The organism is Pseudomonas sp. Irchel 3E19 (assembly GCF_900187585.1).
GTDB classification, from domain to species: Bacteria; Pseudomonadota; Gammaproteobacteria; order Pseudomonadales; family Pseudomonadaceae; genus Aquipseudomonas; species Aquipseudomonas baetica.
This window is the reverse complement of sequence record NZ_FYDT01000018.1, coordinates 1-21,598: the sequence shown is the minus strand read 5'-3', so window position 1 is coordinate 21,598 and position 21,598 is coordinate 1. Positions and strand designations below refer to the sequence as shown.

General features: G+C 55.8%; 22 protein-coding genes. 13 read left to right on the top strand and 9 right to left on the bottom strand.

Annotated elements, in window-relative coordinates; translation table 11 throughout:
- Positions 1–2 precede the first annotated feature (2 nt).
- The 4 genes from CKW18_RS13625 to CKW18_RS13610 form a co-directional block, all read right to left on the bottom strand.
- The gene (locus CKW18_RS13625; protein WP_095189275.1) at positions 3–557 is read right to left on the bottom strand and encodes a hypothetical protein; all 555 of its coding nucleotides are present in this window, start codon (positions 555–557) and stop codon (positions 3–5) included.
- On the bottom strand, positions 558–1,343 hold the full coding sequence (locus CKW18_RS13620; RefSeq protein ID WP_095189274.1) for a hypothetical protein: 786 nt from the start codon (positions 1,341–1,343) through the stop codon (positions 558–560). It abuts the gene before it with no gap.
- A gap of 83 nt (positions 1,344–1,426) precedes the next feature.
- Complete coding sequence (locus CKW18_RS13615; protein WP_170947249.1) at positions 1,427–2,725, bottom strand: FAD-dependent oxidoreductase; 1,299 nt, start codon at positions 2,723–2,725, stop codon at positions 1,427–1,429.
- A 228-nt stretch (positions 2,726–2,953) separates the two neighbouring features.
- A complete protein-coding gene (locus CKW18_RS13610; protein WP_095189272.1) occupies positions 2,954–3,391 on the bottom strand; it encodes a hypothetical protein in 438 nt (145 codons plus the stop codon).
- A 536-nt stretch (positions 3,392–3,927) separates the two neighbouring features.
- Between CKW18_RS13610 and CKW18_RS13605 the strand changes: the two genes are divergently transcribed.
- The 4 genes from CKW18_RS13605 to CKW18_RS13590 all read left to right on the top strand — a co-directional run bounded on the left by CKW18_RS13605 (position 3,928) and on the right by CKW18_RS13590 (position 7,233).
- Positions 3,928–4,233: a c-type cytochrome gene (locus tag CKW18_RS13605; protein ID WP_095189271.1), complete on the top strand. Its 306-nt coding sequence runs from the start codon at positions 3,928–3,930 to the stop codon at positions 4,231–4,233.
- A 322-nt stretch (positions 4,234–4,555) separates the two neighbouring features.
- Positions 4,556–5,593: an iron ABC transporter permease gene (locus CKW18_RS13600; RefSeq protein WP_095189270.1), complete on the top strand. Its 1,038-nt coding sequence runs from the start codon at positions 4,556–4,558 to the stop codon at positions 5,591–5,593.
- Entirely contained in the window at positions 5,593–6,360 is a 768-nt protein-coding gene (locus tag CKW18_RS13595; protein WP_095189269.1) for a heme ABC transporter ATP-binding protein, read from the top strand. The genes CKW18_RS13600 and CKW18_RS13595 overlap by 1 nt, the downstream gene beginning before the upstream one ends.
- A gap of 21 nt (positions 6,361–6,381) precedes the next feature.
- Positions 6,382–7,233 carry a ChaN family lipoprotein gene (locus tag CKW18_RS13590; RefSeq protein ID WP_095189268.1) on the top strand — a complete coding sequence of 284 codons (852 nt, stop codon included), beginning with the start codon at positions 6,382–6,384 and terminating at the stop codon, positions 7,231–7,233.
- A 226-nt stretch (positions 7,234–7,459) separates the two neighbouring features.
- Here the strand turns inward: CKW18_RS13590 and CKW18_RS13585 are convergent, their stop codons facing one another.
- From CKW18_RS13585 to CKW18_RS13570, 4 genes are all read right to left on the bottom strand, one after another.
- Positions 7,460–8,260: a Crp/Fnr family transcriptional regulator gene (locus CKW18_RS13585; protein WP_095189267.1), complete on the bottom strand. Its 801-nt coding sequence runs from the start codon at positions 8,258–8,260 to the stop codon at positions 7,460–7,462.
- A 16-nt stretch (positions 8,261–8,276) separates the two neighbouring features.
- Positions 8,277–8,549 (bottom strand): TfoX/Sxy family protein, encoded by a 273-nt coding sequence (locus CKW18_RS13580; RefSeq protein ID WP_064392505.1) that lies wholly within the window; start codon positions 8,547–8,549, stop codon positions 8,277–8,279.
- A 287-nt stretch (positions 8,550–8,836) separates the two neighbouring features.
- A complete protein-coding gene (locus tag CKW18_RS13575) occupies positions 8,837–9,181 on the bottom strand; it encodes a pentapeptide repeat-containing protein (RefSeq protein WP_095189266.1) in 345 nt (114 codons plus the stop codon).
- A gap of 90 nt (positions 9,182–9,271) precedes the next feature.
- Entirely contained in the window at positions 9,272–10,828 is a 1,557-nt protein-coding gene (locus CKW18_RS13570; protein ID WP_095189265.1) for a bifunctional aminoglycoside phosphotransferase/ATP-binding protein, read from the bottom strand.
- Between the two features lie 118 nt (positions 10,829–10,946).
- Between CKW18_RS13570 and mrcB the strand changes: the two genes are divergently transcribed.
- From mrcB to CKW18_RS13555, 3 genes are read left to right on the top strand one after another with little or no spacing between them, the layout of a single operon-like run.
- Positions 10,947–13,271 (top strand): penicillin-binding protein 1B, encoded by a 2,325-nt coding sequence (gene mrcB, locus CKW18_RS13565; protein WP_095189264.1) that lies wholly within the window; start codon positions 10,947–10,949, stop codon positions 13,269–13,271.
- A 16-nt stretch (positions 13,272–13,287) separates the two neighbouring features.
- Positions 13,288–14,037 (top strand): M48 family metallopeptidase, encoded by a 750-nt coding sequence (locus CKW18_RS13560; protein WP_095189263.1) that lies wholly within the window; start codon positions 13,288–13,290, stop codon positions 14,035–14,037.
- On the top strand, positions 14,037–14,372 hold the full coding sequence (locus CKW18_RS13555) for a YqcC family protein (protein WP_095189262.1): 336 nt from the start codon (positions 14,037–14,039) through the stop codon (positions 14,370–14,372). The genes CKW18_RS13560 and CKW18_RS13555 overlap by 1 nt, the downstream gene beginning before the upstream one ends.
- 101 nt (positions 14,373–14,473) lie before the next feature.
- On the opposite strand, the gene CKW18_RS13550 is transcribed toward CKW18_RS13555, so the two are convergent.
- Positions 14,474–14,890 (bottom strand): DUF4124 domain-containing protein, encoded by a 417-nt coding sequence (locus CKW18_RS13550; RefSeq protein WP_095189261.1) that lies wholly within the window; start codon positions 14,888–14,890, stop codon positions 14,474–14,476.
- 400 nt (positions 14,891–15,290) lie between these two features.
- Between CKW18_RS13550 and CKW18_RS13545 the strand changes: the two genes are divergently transcribed.
- The 6 genes from CKW18_RS13545 to msrQ all read left to right on the top strand — a co-directional run bounded on the left by CKW18_RS13545 (position 15,291) and on the right by msrQ (position 21,276).
- Complete coding sequence (locus CKW18_RS13545) at positions 15,291–17,015, top strand: acetolactate synthase 3 large subunit (protein WP_095189343.1); 1,725 nt, start codon at positions 15,291–15,293, stop codon at positions 17,013–17,015.
- 2 nt (positions 17,016–17,017) lie between these two features.
- Complete coding sequence (gene ilvN, locus CKW18_RS13540) at positions 17,018–17,509, top strand: acetolactate synthase small subunit (protein WP_003176102.1); 492 nt, start codon at positions 17,018–17,020, stop codon at positions 17,507–17,509.
- A 47-nt stretch (positions 17,510–17,556) separates the two neighbouring features.
- Positions 17,557–18,573 (top strand): ketol-acid reductoisomerase, encoded by a 1,017-nt coding sequence (gene ilvC / locus CKW18_RS13535; protein WP_003228216.1) that lies wholly within the window; start codon positions 17,557–17,559, stop codon positions 18,571–18,573.
- 145 nt (positions 18,574–18,718) lie between these two features.
- Positions 18,719–19,576 carry a CDP-diacylglycerol--serine O-phosphatidyltransferase gene (gene pssA / locus CKW18_RS13530; RefSeq protein ID WP_095189260.1) on the top strand — a complete coding sequence of 286 codons (858 nt, stop codon included), beginning with the start codon at positions 18,719–18,721 and terminating at the stop codon, positions 19,574–19,576.
- Between the two features lie 63 nt (positions 19,577–19,639).
- Positions 19,640–20,653, top strand: a complete 1,014-nt coding sequence (gene msrP / locus CKW18_RS13525; RefSeq protein WP_095189259.1) for a protein-methionine-sulfoxide reductase catalytic subunit MsrP — start codon at positions 19,640–19,642, stop codon at positions 20,651–20,653.
- Positions 20,653–21,276, top strand: coding sequence for a protein-methionine-sulfoxide reductase heme-binding subunit MsrQ (gene msrQ / locus CKW18_RS13520; RefSeq protein WP_095189258.1), 624 nt, complete (start codon positions 20,653–20,655; stop codon positions 21,274–21,276). Before msrP ends, msrQ begins: the two co-directional genes overlap by 1 nt.
- Positions 21,277–21,598: the final 322 nt, after the last annotated feature.

The following is a 21,598-nucleotide window of genomic DNA, read 5'->3' as shown; positions in this document are numbered from 1 at the left end:
GTCTACGTTTCTCGTGTTATGAACGTAGCTTGTGTTTCAAGTGAGCTATTTATTATTTTGTACAGGCACCACACCATCGTCGGTCTGAACTCTGCCTTGATAAATTGTTTGTCAGAAGTATCATCTATTATAGAGCTGCTGGTTAAAGCGGCCGAAGCCTCGCCGCGAGTGAAAAGTTGATAAGCTTCTACCTTGGAGCGGGTGTACTTGACGTGCTCATAGCGTTCTAGTTCTGGTACCAGACTCGATGTTGAAGGATGGATAGCGATAGAGTTAAAAGAGTTGTGCAATAGAACCATGGGCATGGTTTTTTCGAACCAGGCTTTCTCAAGCTCGATGTCGTTTAGGTTTTCGAAATGAAAATCTACCCAGGAAAATTGTTTGCCTGCGCGGTTTTCTCGGAACCCCGCAGGTACCAATAACTTTGTCTTATGCAGTTTCGCATGGCAGATCGCTTCATGAAACGTTTCATGTAAAGAGACCTTTGTACTTAAGCGTTCGGCTTGGCGATGGGAGTCAGTTCCAATGGGGCCCAAGGTGGCGATAACTCCGGACATTTAATGCTCCCTTTGAAACAGTGTGTCGGCTTTCTTTAATCTATTATTTTCCAAAAAAACCGATTCGATTATTTCTCGCGAGTATTTGAATTTTTCAAGGAAGTGAAGTCTTGTTGATTCAAGTTGGCCGGACATTTCCATGATTATTGGGCATTTGGCTATCTGGTTTTGCAAGTGCTCTGCAGTTCGACGCAGCTGCACGTCTGGTATTTCTCTGTTCACAATGTCTTGGATAAGTTGATTTTCGATAGCGGGGGAGTTGAGTTGGATTAACTCCTGTTCGTAAATGAAACTTCTTCTGTCAGGCTCGTTTGCGAGGTAGAGCAGTTTCAAACTGCAAATCGCGATCTTGCTGTAAAGTCTTCTTTGTACTTCGAGCGTTGCTAGGGGCAGTTGCGCTGAGTAGTAAGCAAGAGGTTGTGCCTGATATGAAAAAAATTGCGCTGTGTCCGCGTTGGTGAAGTCCGGTTTTGAAAGGTTCAGCTCGTCTTTTATCAAAGAGTCAAAGTTAACGGAGAGTACAGCGTTGGAGGGATAAGCCAGCGCTTCAGAGCTCATCAGAATTAGAGGGGCGGCTGCCGACTGCCTGTTTTTGTGGAAAAGTACTGCCTCGATGTCCGGGGGGCTGACAATGCACAGGATGTCGGTGTCTGACTCATAGTCGTACGCTGCGGAGTTGGTTCGAGACTCCCCTCTCGCCGTGGAGCCTGTCAGGGCGAGCGTGCAAGGTATATCGTTGTCCGACAATGACTTAATGAAATCACAGGTTTCAATCCGCTTACTCATTTTTGATATCCGTACTCTCGGGCGCTTCGAATAAATATTCACATTTTATTGATATGAAACATTTCTAAGTATGTATTGAGCCGTCAGCCAAAAGCACCCTTTGCCATGTTGGCGAACAAGGAATAGGCAGATTGGACCTCGCTGATATACTGATTTTCCGGGGAGTCGAGTGCTGTGATATTCGACGATACGATATCAACCTTGTTTGATGTCGGATTCCATTGATAATTGACGGTTACTGAAATTGCGTAGCTCGTGCCGCAGAGGCTGAAGCATACGTTCATGTACTCGGGTATCATCAATGGCAGCTGGTTGATAATCGCATAGATCGCCAGTGCACAAACTCTTGCCTGACAGGTTGCTGCAAATGCTGATTTGGGTAAATGCAGGGCGTCTGCTGCATCACCAATTACATGCACATCGGGTATTTTCAATGACTCAAGAGTCTGAGTGTTTACCGGGCACCAACCGTTGTCGCCGGTCAAGCCATTGGCTGCGGCGAAAAGATCTGCTTTTTGCCGTGGGATGATATTAATGATATCCCCTTTGAATACGCCCGCTTCGCAAACGAGTTCTCGACTTGAGGCCCTGAGTTCGGTAACCGTCCCACCTTGTTTGGCGCCAATCCACTGGATGTTGCTATTTTCCGTGCCATAACCATAGAGGCGGGACCACGCCAGTTCAAACTGTGCCTGTTTGGGGAATCTTTCTTTGGAGTCGAGGAATATTATTTTCGAGTTTGGCTTGTGTGTTTTTAAATATTCTGCGATTTGACTGACGCGCTCGTACGGCCCAGGTGGGCACCTGTACTCAGTATTGGGTGCGGACATCAGTACTGTTCCGCCATCCGGCAGGTCGTGCAGTTGTTTTTTTAGAATGTTTAGTTGTTTACTGCCTTGCCATGCATGAGGGAATATTTCTGCCAGGTCGTAGCTATGCCCTTTGATGTGCTCAAAGTCAAAACTAATCCCTGCGGCGACTATACATTTGTCGTAGTTATAGACAGTCTTGCGTGTTTCCACGCATTTCTTTTCGGGGTTTATTTTTGTTGCGCGATCGTAGACGACATTTATTCCCTCGGAGACCAATTGACGGTAGTCAAAGGTCAATGTTTGCTCTTCTCGTTTGTCGACTAGGTATTCCGCGCTCAAGGGGCCGCAGTGATACTCTCGGTTCTCTTCGATAAGGGTAATATTTGCAGTGGGTTGGAGTCGCTGGAGCGTACGTGCGAACGTTGCACCTGCGAAACCGCCACCGATGACCACAATGTTTATTTTTTCAGGCATGGCCACTTTTAAAACGGGCCCGGCCAGTGCGTCCAGCGCTGCAAACCCTACGCCTGTTGCCAGCCATCTTAGTAACGTTCTTCGTTCTTCGATCATAGGTTCCATCCTTAGAGTTCAAGCTGATTTCCGATCGGGGGAGCAGGCTTTTTTCGGGAGGCTGTTCCTCTGCCAGTATCGCTCGGGCTAGGGATTGACGAGATGTTCGTGTCTGGACTTCGGTAATAACCAAAATGCAATGACAAACTGGAATAACGATTCAGCGCCCGCAGGATCGCTTATGTAGAAGTGAGCTTGCGGGGCTGATTGTTCTTAAGGCATATTGCGTTATTTCACAACATCGGCGAAATACGATTGGGAGTTTTGTAGGTAGACTTTTGGAATCTTCAAGTCACCATATTTTTCCGAGTGCTTGCCTACGTAAGCGCCTCGGTTCTCTTTCGGGCCGAACGACTTGTAGGTGTCTTCCAACATGGTTTTATCTTTTAAGATGGTGATATGAATGAGCGGTTCGCCCAGCTTTGTTGGAATCAGATTTATGGATTCTGTTTTTTTCTGCTCAGGGTCGGAGTGCGCTGCGAAATTGATTGCCTGATCCTTTGCGAAGGAATCAAGAAACTCTTTTTCCATTCCTTTGGGTGGGTTGAAGACAATAACTACAGCTTTTTGCGTGTCGGTTGCCTGCAAGGCCTTTTCAGCCAAGGCGGTAGTGCTGACAATGCCAAAAGAAAGCGAAAACAGCGAAGCTAGGATGGTCTTATTCATTGGGTTCCCTTGTATTCCTTGGGGCGCACGTCCAGATTTCCGGCCAGTTCTTGCCGGAGATGAATGTGTTTAGCTGTGAGGGTAGCGCTGGGCGCTAATCATATAAGAAGCGATCTGAATTTAGAATTTACCTGTAATAAATTTTGCGTTGTTGTAAATGGTTTTCAACTAGGGCTCAGCGCTGTTAGGGTTAGTTGAATATCGCGCTTATATCCTCAGTGCTTCAAATGGGCAAGTGACAGTCTGTAACGGAGTGTGTATTGATTCCGTCCGTTGGATGGTTGATTTGCATAGCTATCAATGCACGTGTGAGGGGGTTTAGTAGAGGTTTTTTCAGACGCAAAAGTCTTAGTGAGGATGTTTGAGCGACTTGGTTGTCTTGACGCGTTTCGTTTTAGTCAAGATAATTTGAAGTATTACGCTGTCCATGGGAAGGTGAAGCAAAGGGCTGCCTTGCTCGGGCAGGTTGTGCTTTCTAACTACCAAAACATTGATGCATAGATTGGTGCTGCCGTTTATTTCAAGGAAGGGAATTAATGAGGCTTTCGCTCGTATTTACTATAACGTCTTTTTTGTTAGCTACTAACATCGCGTTAGCTGGTGACGATCTGGTAGGAGTCATGGCTGCCAATGGTTGTGTAAACTGCCATGGAGTAGAAGGGCGAGGGAGCGCGGTGGGCAATATTCCACCGTTGTCGGGACGCTCAAAGGATTTTTTGGTATTCACATTGAATGGCTATAAAACCGGTTCTTTACAGGGGACTGTGATGAACAGGATCATGAAAGATATTGACGACAAGCAAATTGACAGATTGGCTAATTACTTTACGTCCTTCAAATGACTCGTCAAAAAGAGCTGTACTGATTGTGCGCTTTGGTGCGGTCCTACCTTTTCTCGGCGGCTTGTTCCAGTCAATAGCACTCAGCTTTTTGTCATAACGATTGTTGTTTTACGTTGTGTCATTGGGGGCAGATTGGCGTTTCGGTGGCAGTCGTTCACGAGGAGTGCCGGTCCATTTTAAATCGTCATTGCAGGCAATGGCCGGCAGGGTTCAAACTTTCAGCCGCCTCAGGTGGCTCGTTGGCCTAGGATGGCGCCGCTGCTGAAAACGCTCTTCGTTCAATTTCTATTTCGCAAAAAAACTAATTAGGCCGTGTCTCTACATGATCCCCATACTGAAACCACGTGAGTTGCTCATTGGCTTGGGGTTATTGTGCTTGATCAGTGTCTGGTTCTCCTTGGCGCTTGGCCCGGTCAGTTTGCCGTTGTTCGATACCCTGCGCGCGGCGTTGCGCCTGATCGGCGTGCCGCTGGCGCCGGAAGGCCTGGAGCAGGCTGAGCTGATTCTCGGGCAGATTCGTCTGCCGCGAACGTTGCTCGGGCTGGCGGTCGGCGGCGTGCTGGCCCTGTCGGGCGTGGCGATGCAGGGACTGTTTCGTAACCCGCTGGCGGATCCGGGGCTGGTCGGGGTTTCCAGTGGCGCGGCGTTGGGCGCGGCCATAGCGATTGTCGGCGGCTCTTTTTTTGGCGGTTTGCCGGAGTGGTTCGGGCCTTATCTGTTGTCGGTGTGTGCGTTTCTCGGTGGGCTCGGGGTGACGGCGCTGGTGTATCGCCTTGGCCGGCGCAACGGGCAAACCCATGTCGCGACCATGTTGCTGGCGGGGATCGCACTGACCGCGCTGGCCAGTTCGGCGGTCGGGCTGTTCACCTATCTGGCGGACGACGCGACCCTGCGTACGCTGACGTTCTGGAACCTGGGCAGTCTCAATGGCGCCAGTTATGCGCGGTTGTGGCCGTTGCTGATTATCAGTGCCGGCGTTGCGCTGTGGTTGCCGCGTCGGGCGAAAGCGCTGAATGCCTTGCTGCTCGGTGAGTCGGAGGCCGGGCATCTGGGCATTGATGTCGAGCGGCTCAAGCGTGAGTTGGTGTTCTGTACCGCCTTGGGTGTCGGTGCGGCGGTGGCAGCGGCAGGGATGATCGGATTTGTCGGGCTGGTGGTGCCGCATCTGGTGCGTTTGCTCGCCGGTCCCGACCATCGCGTGTTGTTGCCGGCTTCGGTGCTGGCCGGGGCGAGCTTGTTATTGCTGGCCGACCTGGTAGCGCGTCTGGCGCTGGCTCCCGCGGAGTTGCCGATCGGTATCGTCACGGCGTTTATTGGCGCGCCGTTCTTCCTTTATCTGCTGCTGCGAGGGCGTGCCTGATGTTGCGTGCGCACAATCTGCATATCCGTCGTGGCCGCAAGACTGTGCTCAGCGACGTCACCCTGCAACTCGAATCCGGCGAAGTCCTCGGTGTGCTGGGCCCCAATGGCGCCGGTAAAAGCACCTTGCTCGGCGCTTTGTGCGGTGAGTTGCTGGCGAGTGAGGGCGAGGTCTCGCTTGATGGTCAGTCGCTGGCGCACTGGACGGGCACGCAACGCGCCCAGCGATTGGCCGTGTTACCGCAGGTTTCAACGCTGGATTTCGCCTTTCGCGTTGAAGAAGTGGTTGGCATGGGCCGTCTGCCGTATCAAAGCGGTCGGGTACGTGATGACGAGATTGTCGCCGCAGCATTGGCGGCGGCGGATGCCGGGCATCTGAGCGGGCGCAGCTATCTGGCGCTGTCCGGCGGCGAACGCCAGCGCGTGCATCTGGCGCGGGTGCTGGCACAACTCTGGCCGGGGCAGGCCGGGAAAACGCTGCTGCTGGATGAGCCGACCTCGATGCTTGATCCGCTGCATCAGCACACAACCTTGCAGGCCGTGCGCGAGTTTGCCGATCGCGGCGCGGCGGTGATGGTCATCCTGCATGATCTGAATCTGGCGGCGCGCTATTGTGATCGGGTGTTGCTGCTTGAGGGCGGGCGACCGGTAGCGCTGGATACACCGCAGCAGGTGTTGCAACCGGATACGCTTAAAGCGGTTTTCGGTCTTGAAGTATTGGTGCAGCCGCACCCGGAGCGTGGGCATCCGCTGATCATCGCCCGCTGATTTTCTCGTCGAGGTGATTGCATGCGTTGGCTGTGGTTATTGACGGTGTTGTGGCTTGCGGGGTGTCAGCATGTGGCCGTTCCGCCGCCGGTCAGTGGCGAGATTCTTGATCTGCACAGCGGTGAGGTGCTGACGGCGCAACAACTGTTGGCGCGCCTTGCTGAACCGCAGCGAGTCATCATAGGCGAGCAGCATGACAACGCCGATCACCACGCCACGCAGTTATGGCTTTTGCAGTCTCTCGGCGAGCGGCGAGCGCAGGGCAGTCTGTTACTGGAAATGCTCACGCCGGATCAGCAGCCGAAGGTTGATGCGCTACGCCGTTCGGCTTCTCCGCTTAGCGACCTCCCCGGTGCGCTGGCCTGGCAGGACGGTTGGGACTGGAAACTCTATGGACCGATCGTTCGCTTCGCCCTCGCTCAGCCTTATCCGCTGCTGGCAGCCAATCTGGATAACAGCGAAATCCGCGCCTTCTATCGCAGTCCGCCGGTCTTGAATGGCCCGCGCAGCACTGCTGAATCGGTGAAAACCGTTTTGCTGGGGCAGATCAGTGATTCCCACTGTGGCCTGCTGCCGGAATCGCAGATGCCAGCGATGTTGGCGGTTCAGCAACAGCGTGATCGGCGCATGGCCGAACGTCTGTTGGCAGCCCCCACACCCTCGTTGTTGCTGGCCGGTGCATGGCATGCGCGCAAGGATGTTGGAGTGCCGCTGCATGCAGTGGATTTGGGCGCGACTCAGTCACCCACAGTGCTGATGCTGGCAGAGCTGGGCGATGAGGTCAGCACGGCGATGGCCGACTACGCCTGGTACACACCTGCCAAGCCGAAACAGGATTATTGCGAGCAGATGCGCAAACAGTTCGGCCAATGACTTTTCCACAGGCAAAAAAAGACCCGGTAAAAACCGGGTCAAATAACCGTGATTAGCCTGATGAGGAGATAATCTGAGAGTCCGAACCAAGGGCTTTTCAGAATATCGACTGATCTCGCGATCAGTTGTGATAATCATAGCGATTCTCATTACCGAGTCAACCACTGTTTTTTCATTTGCTTGAATTAATCGCCAATATGGCGGGAATGCCCCGGAAAACGGGGACTTAAAGCTGACCTTTGGCCGCAGTCAGTTGGGTGATCTGTCCGTTGAGCTGGCTGATGCGCCGCGCCATGCTCTCGATCAGGCTGTGGGCGATCTTCGGATTGCTGCGGGTCATGCTCAAAAACTGATCACCTGGAATCAGCATCACCGTGCTCGCTTCACGGGCAATCACCGTGGCATTGCGTGGCTCGCCGGTGAACACCGCCATGGCGCCGAAAATCTCATCCTTGGGCACTTCACCGACCTTGTGCCCATCGACAAAGGCTTCGGCATGCCCATCGATGATCACAAATACGTGATCGGCGGCATCGCCTTGCTGAATCAGCACCTCACCCGCTTCAACCCGTTTGAAACCGTTGGTACTGCGAAACTCTCGCGGTTTGAGTTCGGCCACAGCGTGGACGAGAATCGCCATTTGTCCGAGCAGATACTCGACAAATTGATCCGCACGATGGGTGTCGGCAAACAAATGCTGGAACACGTCACTGCGACGATAGGGCTGCAGGCGTAGCGGCCCGTCACTGCACAAACGGCAATCGGTCCAGGCGTCGCCCCGCTGAAGGCCGATCAAATCGCCTTCCTGCCAATAAAACAGTGGCCGTGCGCCGATGTAGCCGCTGATCACGCCTTCGGTCAGCAGAAACACCTGATCGGCAGGCAACGGCGCCAGCAAGTCATCAGTTATTTCCAGCTCAAGCGCCGGCCCGCACTGTGCAAGCCCTTCCAGCCATTGCGCAGGCAAGTTCTGCAAACGGTTGATCAGTGCGTCGGCAAAAGCCGATTGTTCCCCAAGCAGGTACATGGCGGTCAGTGCCCGTTCAATTCTTGTGACGTGAGGAAATAGCGTCGAGTTGTTTGTTCAAGGCGTCCTTGCGCTCTGCAGGGATGTCATTCCAATGCACATCCATCAACGCGCCTTCGATCGCATATAACAACACCTTTGATGCACGAAACCCGCGGGTACGCACGGCCCTGTAGGCGTCGACCGCACCCAGGCGACGCAAGTCGGAGGCGCTGTGGATGCCCACGGCATGCAGCCATTGCGCCGACGTCTTGCCAAGATTCTTCAGGTGTTGCAGTTCATCATTCATCAAGCCTCCTTGCGACGGCCGAATGGTGCGTGGGCGAGCTTCTCAGGAGTGTAGCCATCAGTAGGAAAAGCGTGGTTGTTTGGTCGGATTCAACGCAAACGCTTCTAAGAAACGACAACCGGAGGGGGTGAAAGACCTGCGAACGCAGAAAGAAGGGGGCAAACAAATATCAAATGTGGGAGCGAGCCTGCTCGCGAAAGCGGTCTTACTTTCACGATCAGGGTAACTGACACTCCGTCTTCGCGAGCAGGCTCGCTCCCACAGGGTGGGGTGTGGTGTCAGAGATATCAGCGAGTGCGATAACGCAGACGCGTTCCGAAATTCATCGACATCAAAATCTCGTCAGCGCTGAGCTCTGGCGGGAAGTAAGCCCCCGAAATCTGCGCATGGGCGAGGCTTGCGCCCTCCAGCGATGCGTTACGGAAGTCGATGCCACGCAAATCGGCAGAACGGAAGTACGCGTCCCGGAAATCCACGCCATCGGCATTCAGTTCACGCAGGTCGAGGCCACGGAAGTCGCCACCGACCATATCGATCGGGCCATCCTGCGGGCGTTCCTTGTTGAAACCTGTGATGTCATCTTTGTGCAGCAGGGCATACAGCGGGGAATCGAGAAGTTTTGGCTGGCTCATGTCATATCACCGTTGGTTTTATGACGCCAGTATAGTGCCACTATTTGGCGGCCGTGAAGCAAGCGAGGGCTTCACGGCCGAAATAGTTTCTTACAGGCCTGGCAGGCGTTGGCGGATCTGCGCCACGACAGTGTCCAGCGTGCCGGATTCATTGGTCTGCACGCGTTTGCTGCGCAGAATCTCCTCCGGCGTCAGCGCTTCGCGATTGGCCTGTTGCGCTTCAATCACAGCCAACGTAGCGTCGGACGGATCCTGTTTGTCGGCCTGACGAATCGCCAGCCAGCTCTCGATCACCGCTTGCGGAGCATTGCAGTCGAGGATCAGGAACGGCGTACCCGTGGCTTCAGCGATTTTTGCCGCGCTGTCGCGTTGTTCACGCTTCAGATAGGTCGCATCAATGACCACCGGGAAACCGGCGTGCAGGATGACTTCAGCGATTTCATGCAGGCGCGCGTAGGTCTTGGTGCTGGCGTCGGCGCTATAAATGCCGGCCTGCACATCATTGGCGACGGTTTGCTCGCCGAACAGACGCTTGCGTTCAACGTCCGAGCGCAGACGAATCGCGCCCAGTGCTTCGACCAGACGCATGGCCACGTGGCTCTTGCCGACAGCGGAAACGCCGTGGGTGATGGCCATGAAGCGCGAAGGAATGGTGCTGTAGCTTTCCGCCAAGTTGGCGTAGTTGCGGTACTGGCGCAGGGTGGTGGCGCGTTGCACCGGAGTCGCGTCTGCCGGCATGCTGAACAGTGCAACCTTGGCACGAACCAGGGCGCGATAGGCTTTATAGAAGTTCAGCACTTCCAGGCCTTGATAGTCGCCGGTCAACTCCAGGTATTGGCTGACGAAGCGACGAGCGAGCGATTTCAGACCGCGGTCTTCAAGGTCCATCGCCAGGAAGCCAGTGTCGGCCCAGACGTCGGTGAAGCGGAACGGTTCGTTGAATTCGATGCAGTCGAAAATCACCACTTTGCCGTCGATGACGGTGGCGTTGCCCAGGTGGATGTCACCGTGGCATTCGCGGGTAAAACCTTCGGCCTTGCGCTGAGCGAACAGCGGCTTTAGGCGCTCGAAGCTGCTTTCGGCCCAGGCTTTCAGAGCCTCGAGTTGCAGCAGATCGTTTTTGTCGCTGAGGAACGGCAGGATCTGTTCGAAGTTTTGCGACACCGGTGCCATCACGCTGTCCGGGGTGCCAGCGTCGTGCTCGGCTGGGACTTTCGGCGCGGTGAGGTGGAACTTGGCGATCTGTTCAGCCATTTCGTCGATATGCTGAGTGGTCAGCTCGCCGTTGGCTTGCAGGGTGCTGAGCAAACCGGTCTGTGGGAACTGACGCATTTTCAGCACGTATTCGATGGCCGGGCCATCGCCGCCCAGTTGCGGTGCCTCGACGCTACCGGTGACCGGCAACACTTCCAGATACAAATCTTCGGTCAGGCGCTGGTTCAAACGCAGCTCTTCACCGCAGAAATGCTCGCGTTGTTCGAGATGGGTGAAGTCGAGGAAGCCGAAATTAACCGGCTTCTTCACTTTGTAAGCGAAGGGCCCGGTGAGGATCACCCAGGAGATATGGGTTTCGATGACCTGAAACCCTTCAACAGGGTGCGGGTAGAGGGCCGGGTTTTGCAGGGCAACGATCAGTGATTGGCTCACGGGCGATCCTTCAGAGACTGGGGGGAAATCGAGGTCGCCATTATGGCCGCTCGCCAGCGCTACGCAAACCTCGGAGCGCTCCTGTTGAGTATGAATAAAGTGCGTATAATCCGCCGCCATGACTCGAACTCGATCCCCCCGTACCAAGAAAAAACCACCTGCCAAGGGCCTGCGCCCGTGGTTGGGCTGGGCCATTAAACTCAGCCTGGTCGGCCTTGTGGTGCTGGCCGGCTTCGCCGTTTACCTCGATGCCGTGGTGCAGGAGAAGTTCTCCGGCAAGCGCTGGACCATCCCGGCCAAGGTATACGCGCGCCCGCTCGAGCTGTTCGTCGGACAAAAGCTCAGCAAGGACGATTTTCTCACCGAACTCGACGCCCTCGGCTATCGCCGCGAAGCCGTGAGCAACGGCCCGGGTGCCGCAGCGGTCAGCGGCAATACCGTCGATCTGAATACCCGTGGCTTCCAGTTCTATGAAGGCCTGGAGAAACCGCAACCGGTGCGCGTGCGCTTCTCGGGCGATTACGTCGCCGAGTTGTCGGCTACCAACGGCTCGAAACTGTCGGTGGTTCGACTTGAACCGCTGATGATCGGCGGGATTTATCCGAAGAATCTCGAAGACCGCATTCTGATCAAGCTCGATCAGGTGCCTCCATACCTGCTGGAAACTCTGGTCGCTGTCGAAGACCGCGACTTCTATAGCCATTGGGGCGTGTCGCCGAAGTCGATTGCCCGCGCCATCTGGGTCAATACTTCGGGCGGCAAGATGACTCAGGGCGGCAGTACGCTGACTCAGCAGTTGGTGAAAAACTTCTACCTGACCAATGAACGTAGCCTGACCCGCAAGCTCACCGAAGCGATGATGGCGCTGTTGCTGGAGTTGCATTACGACAAGAAAGAAATTCTTGAGGCCTACCTCAACGAAGTCTTCGTCGGTCAGGACGGTCAGCGCGCGGTGCACGGTTTCGGTCTGGCCAGTCAGTTCTTCTTCGGCCAGCCTCTGTCCGAACTGAAATTGCATCAGGTCGCGATGCTGGTGGGCATGGTCAAAGGCCCGTCCTATTACAACCCGCGTCGCAACCCCGAGCGTGCACTTGAGCGTCGTAATCTGGTGCTCGACGTGCTTGAGCAACAAGGCGTGGCAACTGCGGAGCAGGTCGAAGCAGCGAAGAAAATGCCACTGGGCGTGACCACTCGCGGCAAACTGGCCGACAGCTCCTTCCCGGGCTTTATCGATCTGGTCAAACGCCAGTTGCGCGAAGACTATCGCGACGAAGACTTGACCGAAGAAGGTCTGCGGATCTTCACCAGTTTCGACCCGATCCTGCAGATGAAAGCCGAAGCGTCGGTCAACGACACCTTTAAACGTCTGTCCGGGCGCAAAGGCTCCGATGACGTTGAAGCGGCGATGGTCGTGACCAATCCGGAAACCGGCGAAGTCCAGGCGATGATCGGCAGCCGACAGGCGAGTTATGCCGGTTTCAACCGCGCGCTGGATGCGGTGCGGCCGATCGGCTCGTTGATCAAGCCAGCGGTGTATCTCACTGCGCTGGAAAAACCGAGCCAATACACCCTGACCAGTTGGTTGTCGGATGATCCGTTGTCGGTCAAAGGTGCGAACGGTCAGGTGTGGAAACCACAGAACTATGATCGTCGTTCCCACGGCACAGTCTTCCTCTATCAGGGCCTGGCGCATTCCTACAACCTGTCGACCTCGCGTCTGGGTCTTGAGGTGGGCGTACCGAATGTCCTCAAGACGCTCGGGCGTCTGGGCGTGACCCGTGAATTTCCGGCATTTCCGTCGATGTTGCTGGGTGCCGGCGGCATGACCCCGATCGAAGTGGCGACCATGTACCAGACCCTCGCCAACGGTGGTTTCAATACGCCGATGCGCGGGATTCGCAGCGTACTGACCGCCGAAGGTGAGCCGCTCAAACGGTATCCGTTCCAGATCGAGCAACGTTTCGATCCGGCGTCCATCTACCTGATCCAGAACGCCATGCAGCGCGTGATGCGCGAAGGTACCGGCAGTTCGGTTTATAACGTGCTGCCGAAAACCCTGACGCTGGCCGGCAAGACCGGTACCAGTAACGACTCGCGTGACAGCTGGTTCGCCGGTTTCAGTCAGGACTTGCTGGCGGTGGTCTGGCTGGGTCGCGATGACAACGGCAAGACACCGTTCACCGGGGCCACCGGTGCGTTGCAGGTCTGGACCAGTTTCATGCGCAAGGCCGATCCGCTGCCGCTGGACATGCCGCAGCCGGACAACGTCGTGCAGGCGTGGGTTGATTCGCGTACCGGGCAAGGCTCTGATGCCAACTGCCCGGGGGCGGTGCAGATGCCGTATATTCGCGGCAGCGAACCACCACCCGGCGCTGCATGTGCAGGCGAAACGCCTGCGTCTGGCGAGTCGGTGATGGATTGGGTCAAGGGCTGGATGAATTAAGCAAAGAGGGTTTCAAGTGAACAAGTGGTTGATTCCAGCGGTGACCGCCGTGGCTTTGCTCAGCGGCTGCTCTACCGTACAGCGTGGTTCGATCCCGGTAGTCGATTCGGGCACGGCCGTGTCCAACAGTGAACGTATTTCCGCCAATGGCGGCTTCCGCCAAACCACGGTCAAGCGTCCTGTGCAGGCTCAGACTCAAGCCATTCCACAAGGCGACACGGGTGTCGTGGTGATGGTGCCGGGTGGCGGTGCGACAACATCGGCACCGATCAGCGCTGCGCCGATCGTTCCGGGCCCGGCGTCCGGCGGTATTACGTCGGGGCCGTACAACCCGTCGTCGGTTCAGTCGGCACCGGTCAATTCCGGCAGCTACAGCATGCCTTCGACGCCAAGCGGCATTCCTTCGGCCAGCAGTGGCGGCGGTCTGTCGGCAGACGAGCAACTGGATGGTCCGGTACTCGCCTTGCTGACCACCGCCCAACAGCAACAGGCCGGTGGCGATCTCAATGGTGCGTCTTCCAGCCTGGAGCGTGCGCAGCGTGTTGCCCCGCGTGAGCCGCAAGTGCTTTATCGCCTGGCGCAGGTGCGTATGGCCCAAGGCGATGCGCCGCAAGCCGAACAGTTCGCCCGTCGTGCCCTGACCATGGCCAACGGTCGTCCAGACCTGCAAGCCAACCTGTGGGAAATCATCGCCCAATCCCGTGAGAAACAGGGTGATTCCGCTGGCGCTGCTCAGGCCCGTCAGAAGGCCAAGGTTTCGCTGTGATGGATGTTCGGTTCCCGAAAATCGCCGATCAGTTGCTGCTGATCGAACGTGAGCTGCGTACGCAGGGATGGTGGGATGAAGTCTCGCCGTCTGTTGAGGCTTTGAGCAGTGTCGAGCCGTTTTCGGTCGACACGCTCGATTTCGAGCAGTGGCTGCAATGGATCTTCCTGCCGCGGATGAAGATGATCCTCGAGCAGGATCTGCCGCTGCCGAACGCCTCGGGCATTCAGGAAATGGCGGAAATGGTCTTCGCTCAGCGCAATTTGCAGGGCAAGGATCGGCAACTGCAGGTCCTGCTCAAAGAGTTCGACCTGCTGATTACCGCTTCGCGCTAGCGCCGATCCCATGCAGGAGCTGGCGCAGGCTGCGATCTTTTGATCTTGTTCTTGAAAGCAAAGATCAAGAGATCGCAGCCTGCGGCAGGTCCTACAGGTATCTATTCACAATTCTGTGCTATCTGCTTCTGCGCTTCGACGATGCGCTCTTGTCGTTGTGCATCGTCTAGCCGACGCGTTTCTCCCTCCACTTCCTCACGCAAACGCGGATTGTTCTGCAATTGCGCCAGGTTCGTGCGTGCCTGCTCGCAAAACGCCTTGAGTTGCGCTTGTTGATCGGCGACTTGTTTCTTGATCTTGCTATCGATGGCCTTCTGATCCCCCAGTACACCACTGCCCGGCGTAACCGCAGGTTTCGGCGCAGGCGAGGAGGGGGGCTGCACGATGGTGGACGGCTGGCCCTGTGGTGGCTGCGCGTCGAAGTGTGTGACACCTTGGGCGTCGACCCATTTGTAGATTTGAGCGGCCATGCACCACGGGCTGAGGCCGATCAGTAGGGTTAACAGAAGCATTCGCATGCTGATTCCTTGGCAAAATTGCGCAATTGACGCTAACAGAGTAGCTGTTTTCAGGTTTTTTCTTGCGTTCTCATGTGCTTACCCACAATTAACCACATAGACGACTTGACTTGGAGAGGGCGAAACAGAAGAATCCAAAGTCCGCTGTAGAGGGACTGCCAGAAGCAGACCCACTCGGTAGATCATGAGGCGCACATCCGCGCCGACCTGTTACACCCGCAACGCGTTACCTCGCGCTGGGTGGGAAAGGCCCGCAACACTTGGGACGATCCCAATACTTGCTCAGTCAGTGCTGACGTAGTCAGCGACCACCGTCGCTCATGCTCTGCCGAGAAGTAAACCTATTAAGACCCGTCCCATTTTTCGTGGGCGGTATTCTGGCGTTTTAGAGGTGAACAACGTGGAGCTTTTATCTGGCGGTGAGATGCTCGTCCGCTTCTTGCGTGACGAAGGCGTCAAATATATCTACGGGTACCCGGGTGGTGCTCTCCTGCATGTTTACGATGCCCTGTTCAAAGAACCGGAAGTGACCCACATCCTGGTTCGTCACGAACAAGCGGCGACCCATATGGCTGACGGCTACGCCCGTGCCACCGGTAAAGCCGGTGTGGTATTGGTGACTTCCGGTCCAGGCGCCACAAACGCCATCACCGGTATCGCCACGGCCTATATGGATTCGATTCCAATGGTGATCATTTCCGGTCAGGTGCCAAGCACCATGGTCGGCACCGATGCGTTCCAGGAAACCGACATGATCGGTATCTCCCGGCCGATCGTGAAGCACAGCTTCATGATCAAGCACGCTTCGGAAATCCCGGAAGTCATGAAGAAGGCCTTCTACCTGGCGCAATCCGGTCGTCCGGGCCCGGTCGTGGTCGATATCCCGAAAGACATGACCAACCCGGCCGAGAAGTTCGAATACATCTTCCCGAAGAAAGCCAAGCTGCGTTCCTACAGCCCCGCCGTTCGCGGTCACTCCGGGCAAATCCGCAAGGCGGCAGAAATGCTCCTGGCGGCCAAGCGCCCTGTGTTGTACTCCGGCGGCGGCGTGATTCTGGGCAACGGTTCCGCACCGCTGACCGAACTGGCGAAAATGCTCAATCTGCCCGTGACCAATACGTTGATGGGCCTGGGCGGTTTCCCGGGTACTGATCGTCAGTTCATCGGCATGCTCGGCATGCACGGCAGCTACACCGCCAACCTGGCGATGCACCACGCTGACGTGATCCTGGCGGTCGGTGCGCGTTTCGACGATCGCGTGATCAACGGCCCGGCAAAGTTCTGCCCGAACGCCAAGATCATTCACATCGACATCGACCCGGCTTCGATCTCCAAGACCATCAAGGCTGACGTGCCAATCGTTGGCCCTGTCGAGAGCGTCCTGACCGAAATGGTCGCGATCCTCAAGGAAATCGGCGAGACCCCCAACAAGGAGTCCGTGGCCAGTTGGTGGAAGCAGGTTGATGAGTGGCGCGGTGATCGCGGCCTGTTCCCTTACGACAAGGGCGACGGCAGCAAGATCAAGCCGCAGACCGTGATCGAAACCCTGTGCGAAGTGACTAAGGGCGATGCCTTTATCACCTCCGACGTGGGTCAGCACCAAATGTTCGCTGCGCAGTACTACACGTTCAACAAGCCTAACCGCTGGATAAACTCCGGTGGCCTGGGCACCATGGGCTTCGGTTTCCCGGCGGCCATGGGTATCAAGTTGAGCTTCCCGGATGACGACGTTGCCTGCGTCACCGGTGAAGGCAGTATCCAGATGAACATCCAGGAACTGTCGACCTGCCTGCAATATGGCTTGCCAGTGAAAATCGTCATCCTGAACAACGGTGTTCTGGGGATGGTGCGTCAATGGCAGGACATGAGCTACGGCAGCCGTCACTCGCACTCGTACATGGAATCGCTGCCTGACTTCGTCAAGTTGGCTGAAGCCTATGGCCACGTTGGCGTGCGCATCACCGATTCGAAAGATTTGAAGTCGAAGATGGAGGAAGCGTTCGCCATGAAGGATCGCCTGGTCGTGATCGATATTTCGGTCGACACCAGCGAGCACGTCTACCCGATGCAGATCAAAGACGGCTCGATGCGCGATATGTGGCTGAGCAAGACGGAGCGTACTTAATCATGCGGCACATTATTTCCTTGCTTCTGGAAAACGAACCCGGCGCTTTGTCTCGCGTAGTCGGCCTGTTCTCGCAGCGCAACTACAACATCGAAAGCCTGACCGTGGCCCCGACCGAAGACCCGACCCTGTCGCGTCTGACGCTGACCACCGTTGGACACGATGAAGTCATCGAGCAGATCACCAAAAACCTGAACAAGCTGATCGAAGTGGTCAAGCTGGTGGACCTCTCGGAAAGTGCTCACATCGAGCGCGAACTGATGCTGGTCAAGGTCAAGGCCACTGGCGCGCAGCGCGCCGAGATCAAACGCACTACCGATATTTACCGTGGACAGATCGTCGATGTCAGCGCCAGCGTGTATACCGTTCAATTGACCGGTACCAGCGACAAGCTCGACAGCTTCATTCAGTCCATCGGCACCGCATCGATTCTGGAAACCGTCCGTAGCGGCGTGACCGGCATTGCCCGCGGCGACAAAGTACTCAGCATCTAAACCAATTAGCGAATGGCCTGAACGGCCTGGATATATAGGGGAAATTCATGAAAGTTTTCTACGATAAAGACTGCGACCTGTCGATCATCCAGGGCAAGAAAGTTGCCATCATCGGTTATGGTTCCCAGGGCCACGCCCAGGCGTGCAACCTGAAAGACTCCGGTGTCGACGTTACCGTTGGTCTGCGTAAAGGTTCGGCCACCGTTGCCAAAGCCGAAGCTCACGGCCTGAAAGTGACCGACGTTGCTTCCGCGGTTGCTGCGGCCGACCTGGTCATGATCCTGACCCCGGACGAGTTCCAGTCCTCGCTGTACAAGAACGAAATCGAGCCGAACATCAAGAAAGGCGCCACCCTGGCCTTCTCCCACGGCTTCGCGATCCACTACAACCAGGTTGTTCCGCGTGCCGACCTCGACGTGATCATGATCGCGCCGAAAGCCCCGGGCCACACCGTGCGTTCCGAGTTCGTGAAGGGTGGCGGTATCCCCGACCTGATCGCGATCTACCAGGACGCATCGGGCAACGCCAAAAACGTTGCACTGTCCTATGCTGCCGGTGTTGGCGGCGGTCGTACCGGCATCATCGAAACCACCTTCAAGGACGAGACTGAAACCGACCTGTTCGGCGAACAAGCCGTTCTGTGCGGCGGTACCGTTGAGCTGGTCAAAGCCGGGTTCGAAACCTTGGTTGAAGCTGGCTACGCGCCGGAAATGGCCTACTTCGAGTGCCTGCACGAACTGAAGCTGATCGTTGACCTCATGTACGAAGGCGGTATCGCCAACATGAACTACTCGATCTCCAACAACGCTGAATACGGCGAGTACGTGACCGGTCCTGAAGTGATCAACGCCGAATCCCGTCAGGCCATGCGCAACGCCCTGAAACGTATTCAGGACGGCGAATACGCCAAAATGTTCATCAGCGAAGGCGCAACCGGCTACCCTTCGATGACCGCCAAGCGTCGTAACAACGCCGCTCACGGTATCGAAATCATCGGCGAGCAACTGCGCTCCATGATGCCGTGGATCGGTGCCAACAAGATCGTCGACAAAGCCAAAAACTAAGTCGTCCCTTGTACGAAAAACGCGGCCTCGGCCGCGTTTTTTCGTTTGCGTCGGTGGTTCTGGTATAAAGCTGCATCGTTTGTGGCCGAACTGTCGTCCTCAAGCATCTGTCGAAATTTCTTCAAACCGTTGCAAGGTAATGTCCATGAGCGAACGTCCCGAAGAGCCGAGCAAGGCTTCTGACGCCGAAAGCCTGCTGCCCATCGATGAACACATCGAAGAAGGGCACGACGCAGAAGGTCGTAAAGTCCGGCATCGTGGTATCTATCTGCTGCCGAATCTGTTCACCACTGCGAACCTGTTCGCAGGGTTCTATTCCATCATCAACTCGATGAGCGCCCAGGCTGCGTTGAGCGCCGGGGACTCGGCGAACGCGAGCAAGTATTTCGCCTTCGCCGCGATCGCGATTTTCGTCGCCATGGTGCTCGACGGTCTCGACGGTCGAGTGGCGCGCATGACCAATACGCAAAGTGCGTTCGGCGCCGAGTATGACTCGCTGTCCGACATGGTCGCCTTTGGTGTCGCCCCGGCGTTACTGGCCTTCGGTTGGGCACTGGGTGACATGGGCAAGGTCGGCTGGATGGTCGCCTTCATCTATGTGGCGGGTGCGGCGTTGCGTCTGGCGCGCTTCAACACTCAGGTTGGCACTGCGGACAAGCGCTATTTCATCGGTCTGGCCAGTCCGGCGGCTGCTGGTGTGGTGGCAGGGATTGTCTGGGCATTCAGCGATTACGGCATTCAGGGTTCGAAGATGTCGTTCCTGGTCGCGTTGATGGTGGCGGCCGCCGGCATGCTGATGGTCAGCAACATCAAGTACAACAGCTTTAAGGAGCTGGACCTGAAGGGCCGCGTACCGTTCGTGGCGATCCTTGCGGTGGTGCTGGTGTTCGCCGTGGTCTTCAGCGATCCGCCGCGCATTCTGCTGCTGGTGTTCCTCGCCTACGCCGCTTCTGGCCCTGTGCAGTACCTGTTGCATCTTCGTCGGCACAAAAAAGCCGAGTGATGTAATTTCCCGCATACTCCGCAGTCTATGGGTGCATCTGTCCTCCAAAGCTGCGGAGTTGCCATGTTGATCAAAGTCCCCAAAGCGTCCGATTGCCACGAGTCGGATGTCACGCCTGAAGCCATTTATCTCTCTCGCCGCCAATTATTGGGGGCCACTGCTGCCGGTATCGCCGTCAGCAGCCTGCCGCGCTGGGCAAGGGCCGACGAAGCTGCTCGCTATGCTGATGTCGAGGCGGGTAAAGCGCCTGCCTGGCTTACCGAGAAGCTCTCCTCTACCAAATGGGGGGCGGTCAACGTCAAGGATGAGGCAATCACGCCTTATAAAGACGCAACCCACTACAACAACTTCTATGAGTTCGGCACAGATAAGGGTGATCCGGCAGCGAATGCCGGTTCGCTGAAAACCGAACCTTGGAGTGTGGTGGTAGATGGGGAGGTGGGTAAGCCAGGGCGGTATGCGCTGGAAGACTTCATGAAACCGTATCAGTTGGAGGAGCGCATCTACCGCCTGCGCTGTGTTGAAGCGTGGTCGATGGTTATTCCGTGGATCGGCTTTCCTATTTCGGCGCTGCTCAAACAGGTCGAGCCGACCTCCAAAGCCAAGTACATCCGTTTCGAGACACTGCAGGATCCCAAAAGCATGCCGGGGCAGCGCTCTGGCTTTGCCTTGATCGAGTGGCCTTATGTAGAAGGCTTGCGCCTGGATGAGGCGATGAATCCTTTGGCGATTCTGGCGGTGGGCATGTATGGCCGCGAATTGCCTAATCAGAACGGCGCGCCGCTGCGTTTGGTGGTGCCATGGAAATATGGCTTCAAGAGCGTCAAATCCATCGTACGGATTAGTCTGGTCAGCGAGCAGCCGAAGACGACATGGCAGAGTATTGCGGCGGATGAATACGGGTTTTATGCGAACGTGAACCCTACGGTTGATCACCCGCGTTGGACGCAAGCACGGGAGCGCCGGTTACCGAACAGTCTGTTCAAGCCGAATGTGCGCGATACCCAGATGTTCAACGGCTACTCGGATGAAGTCGCTTCTTTATATACAGGGCTCGATCTGCGGAAGAATTATTGATGCGATTTCCGTTCTGGCGTGTAGGCGTTTTTATAGCGGCGGCGATTTGGCCGTTGCTTTGGTTTTATCAGGCTTTTGCCGATTTTCTCGGCCCGGATCCGGGCAAGGTGCTGGTTGATCGGTTGGGACTCGGTACGTTGGTGCTGTTGCTGATCACGTTGAGCATGACCCCTCTACAGAAGCTGACCGGTTGGGCGGGGTGGATCGCAGTCCGTCGGCAGTTGGGACTTTGGTGTTTTGCCTATGTGGTTGTACATCTATGTAGCTACATGGCATTTATTCTGGGGTTCGATTGGTCCCAACTAGGGGTAGAGCTGCGTAAGCGGCCGTACATTATTGTCGGAGCGCTGGGTTTCCTAGGGTTGTTGGCATTGGCGGTGACGTCCAATCGCTACAGTCAGCGCCGGTTGGGTGTTCGCTGGAAGAAGTTACATCGGCTGGTGTACGTGATTTTGGGGCTGGGATTGCTGCATATGCTGTGGATCGTTCGGGCTGATCTCAAGGAATGGGCGATCTATGCCTTTATAGGCGGTCTGCTTCTGTTGCTGCGTATTCCTCCTGTTGCTCGTCGAATCCCGCGTTTATTGGCTAAGAAACAGATTCTGCAAGAAAAGCGAAATTAACGGTTGACGGCAGATTCCAGACGTCTATAATTCGCCCCACTTCCGGCGCAGTCGAAACGGAAAACTCCTTGAGATTCAATGAGTTATACGGTTTTCGATAGCGGGTTGCTTCAGTTCATCGAAGCCTGGAAGGAGTTGGAAGAGCGGTGACGTTTGGCTCTTTTAACGGTTCGATCTTCTCGGTCGAAAGCGGAGAAAAAGAGGTGTTGACAGCAGCGTGTAACGCTGTAGAATTCGCCTCCCGCTAACGAGAGATCGGAAGCGCAAGTGGTTGAAGTTGTTGAAGAATTCTTCGAAAGCTTCTGAAAATAATCACTTGACA

What these genes read in the sequence shown, in the direction of transcription:
- CKW18_RS13625 (WP_095189275.1), bottom strand. Translation starts at nt 557, where the DNA reads ATGTCCGGAGTTATCGCCACCTTGGGCCCCATTGGAACTGACTCCCAT.
- CKW18_RS13620 (WP_095189274.1), bottom strand. Translation starts at nt 1,343, where the DNA reads ATGAGTAAGCGGATTGAAACCTGTGATTTCATTAAGTCATTGTCGGAC.
- CKW18_RS13615 (WP_170947249.1), bottom strand. Translation starts at nt 2,725, where the DNA reads ATGATCGAAGAACGAAGAACGTTACTAAGATGGCTGGCAACAGGCGTA.
- CKW18_RS13610 (WP_095189272.1), bottom strand. Translation starts at nt 3,391, where the DNA reads ATGAATAAGACCATCCTAGCTTCGCTGTTTTCGCTTTCTTTTGGCATT.
- CKW18_RS13605 (WP_095189271.1), top strand. Translation starts at nt 3,928, where the DNA reads ATGAGGCTTTCGCTCGTATTTACTATAACGTCTTTTTTGTTAGCTACT.
- CKW18_RS13600 (WP_095189270.1), top strand. Translation starts at nt 4,556, where the DNA reads ATGATCCCCATACTGAAACCACGTGAGTTGCTCATTGGCTTGGGGTTA.
- CKW18_RS13595 (WP_095189269.1), top strand. Translation starts at nt 5,593, where the DNA reads ATGTTGCGTGCGCACAATCTGCATATCCGTCGTGGCCGCAAGACTGTG.
- CKW18_RS13590 (WP_095189268.1), top strand. Translation starts at nt 6,382, where the DNA reads ATGCGTTGGCTGTGGTTATTGACGGTGTTGTGGCTTGCGGGGTGTCAG.
- CKW18_RS13585 (WP_095189267.1), bottom strand. Translation starts at nt 8,260, where the DNA reads ATGTACCTGCTTGGGGAACAATCGGCTTTTGCCGACGCACTGATCAAC.
- CKW18_RS13580 (WP_064392505.1), bottom strand. Translation starts at nt 8,549, where the DNA reads ATGAATGATGAACTGCAACACCTGAAGAATCTTGGCAAGACGTCGGCG.
- CKW18_RS13575 (WP_095189266.1), bottom strand. Translation starts at nt 9,181, where the DNA reads ATGAGCCAGCCAAAACTTCTCGATTCCCCGCTGTATGCCCTGCTGCAC.
- mrcB (WP_095189264.1), top strand. Translation starts at nt 10,947, where the DNA reads ATGACTCGAACTCGATCCCCCCGTACCAAGAAAAAACCACCTGCCAAG.
- CKW18_RS13555 (WP_095189262.1), top strand. Translation starts at nt 14,037, where the DNA reads ATGGATGTTCGGTTCCCGAAAATCGCCGATCAGTTGCTGCTGATCGAA.
- CKW18_RS13550 (WP_095189261.1), bottom strand. Translation starts at nt 14,890, where the DNA reads ATGCGAATGCTTCTGTTAACCCTACTGATCGGCCTCAGCCCGTGGTGC.
- ilvN (WP_003176102.1), top strand. Translation starts at nt 17,018, where the DNA reads ATGCGGCACATTATTTCCTTGCTTCTGGAAAACGAACCCGGCGCTTTG.
- ilvC (WP_003228216.1), top strand. Translation starts at nt 17,557, where the DNA reads ATGAAAGTTTTCTACGATAAAGACTGCGACCTGTCGATCATCCAGGGC.
- pssA (WP_095189260.1), top strand. Translation starts at nt 18,719, where the DNA reads ATGAGCGAACGTCCCGAAGAGCCGAGCAAGGCTTCTGACGCCGAAAGC.
- msrP (WP_095189259.1), top strand. Translation starts at nt 19,640, where the DNA reads ATGTTGATCAAAGTCCCCAAAGCGTCCGATTGCCACGAGTCGGATGTC.
- msrQ (WP_095189258.1), top strand. Translation starts at nt 20,653, where the DNA reads ATGCGATTTCCGTTCTGGCGTGTAGGCGTTTTTATAGCGGCGGCGATT.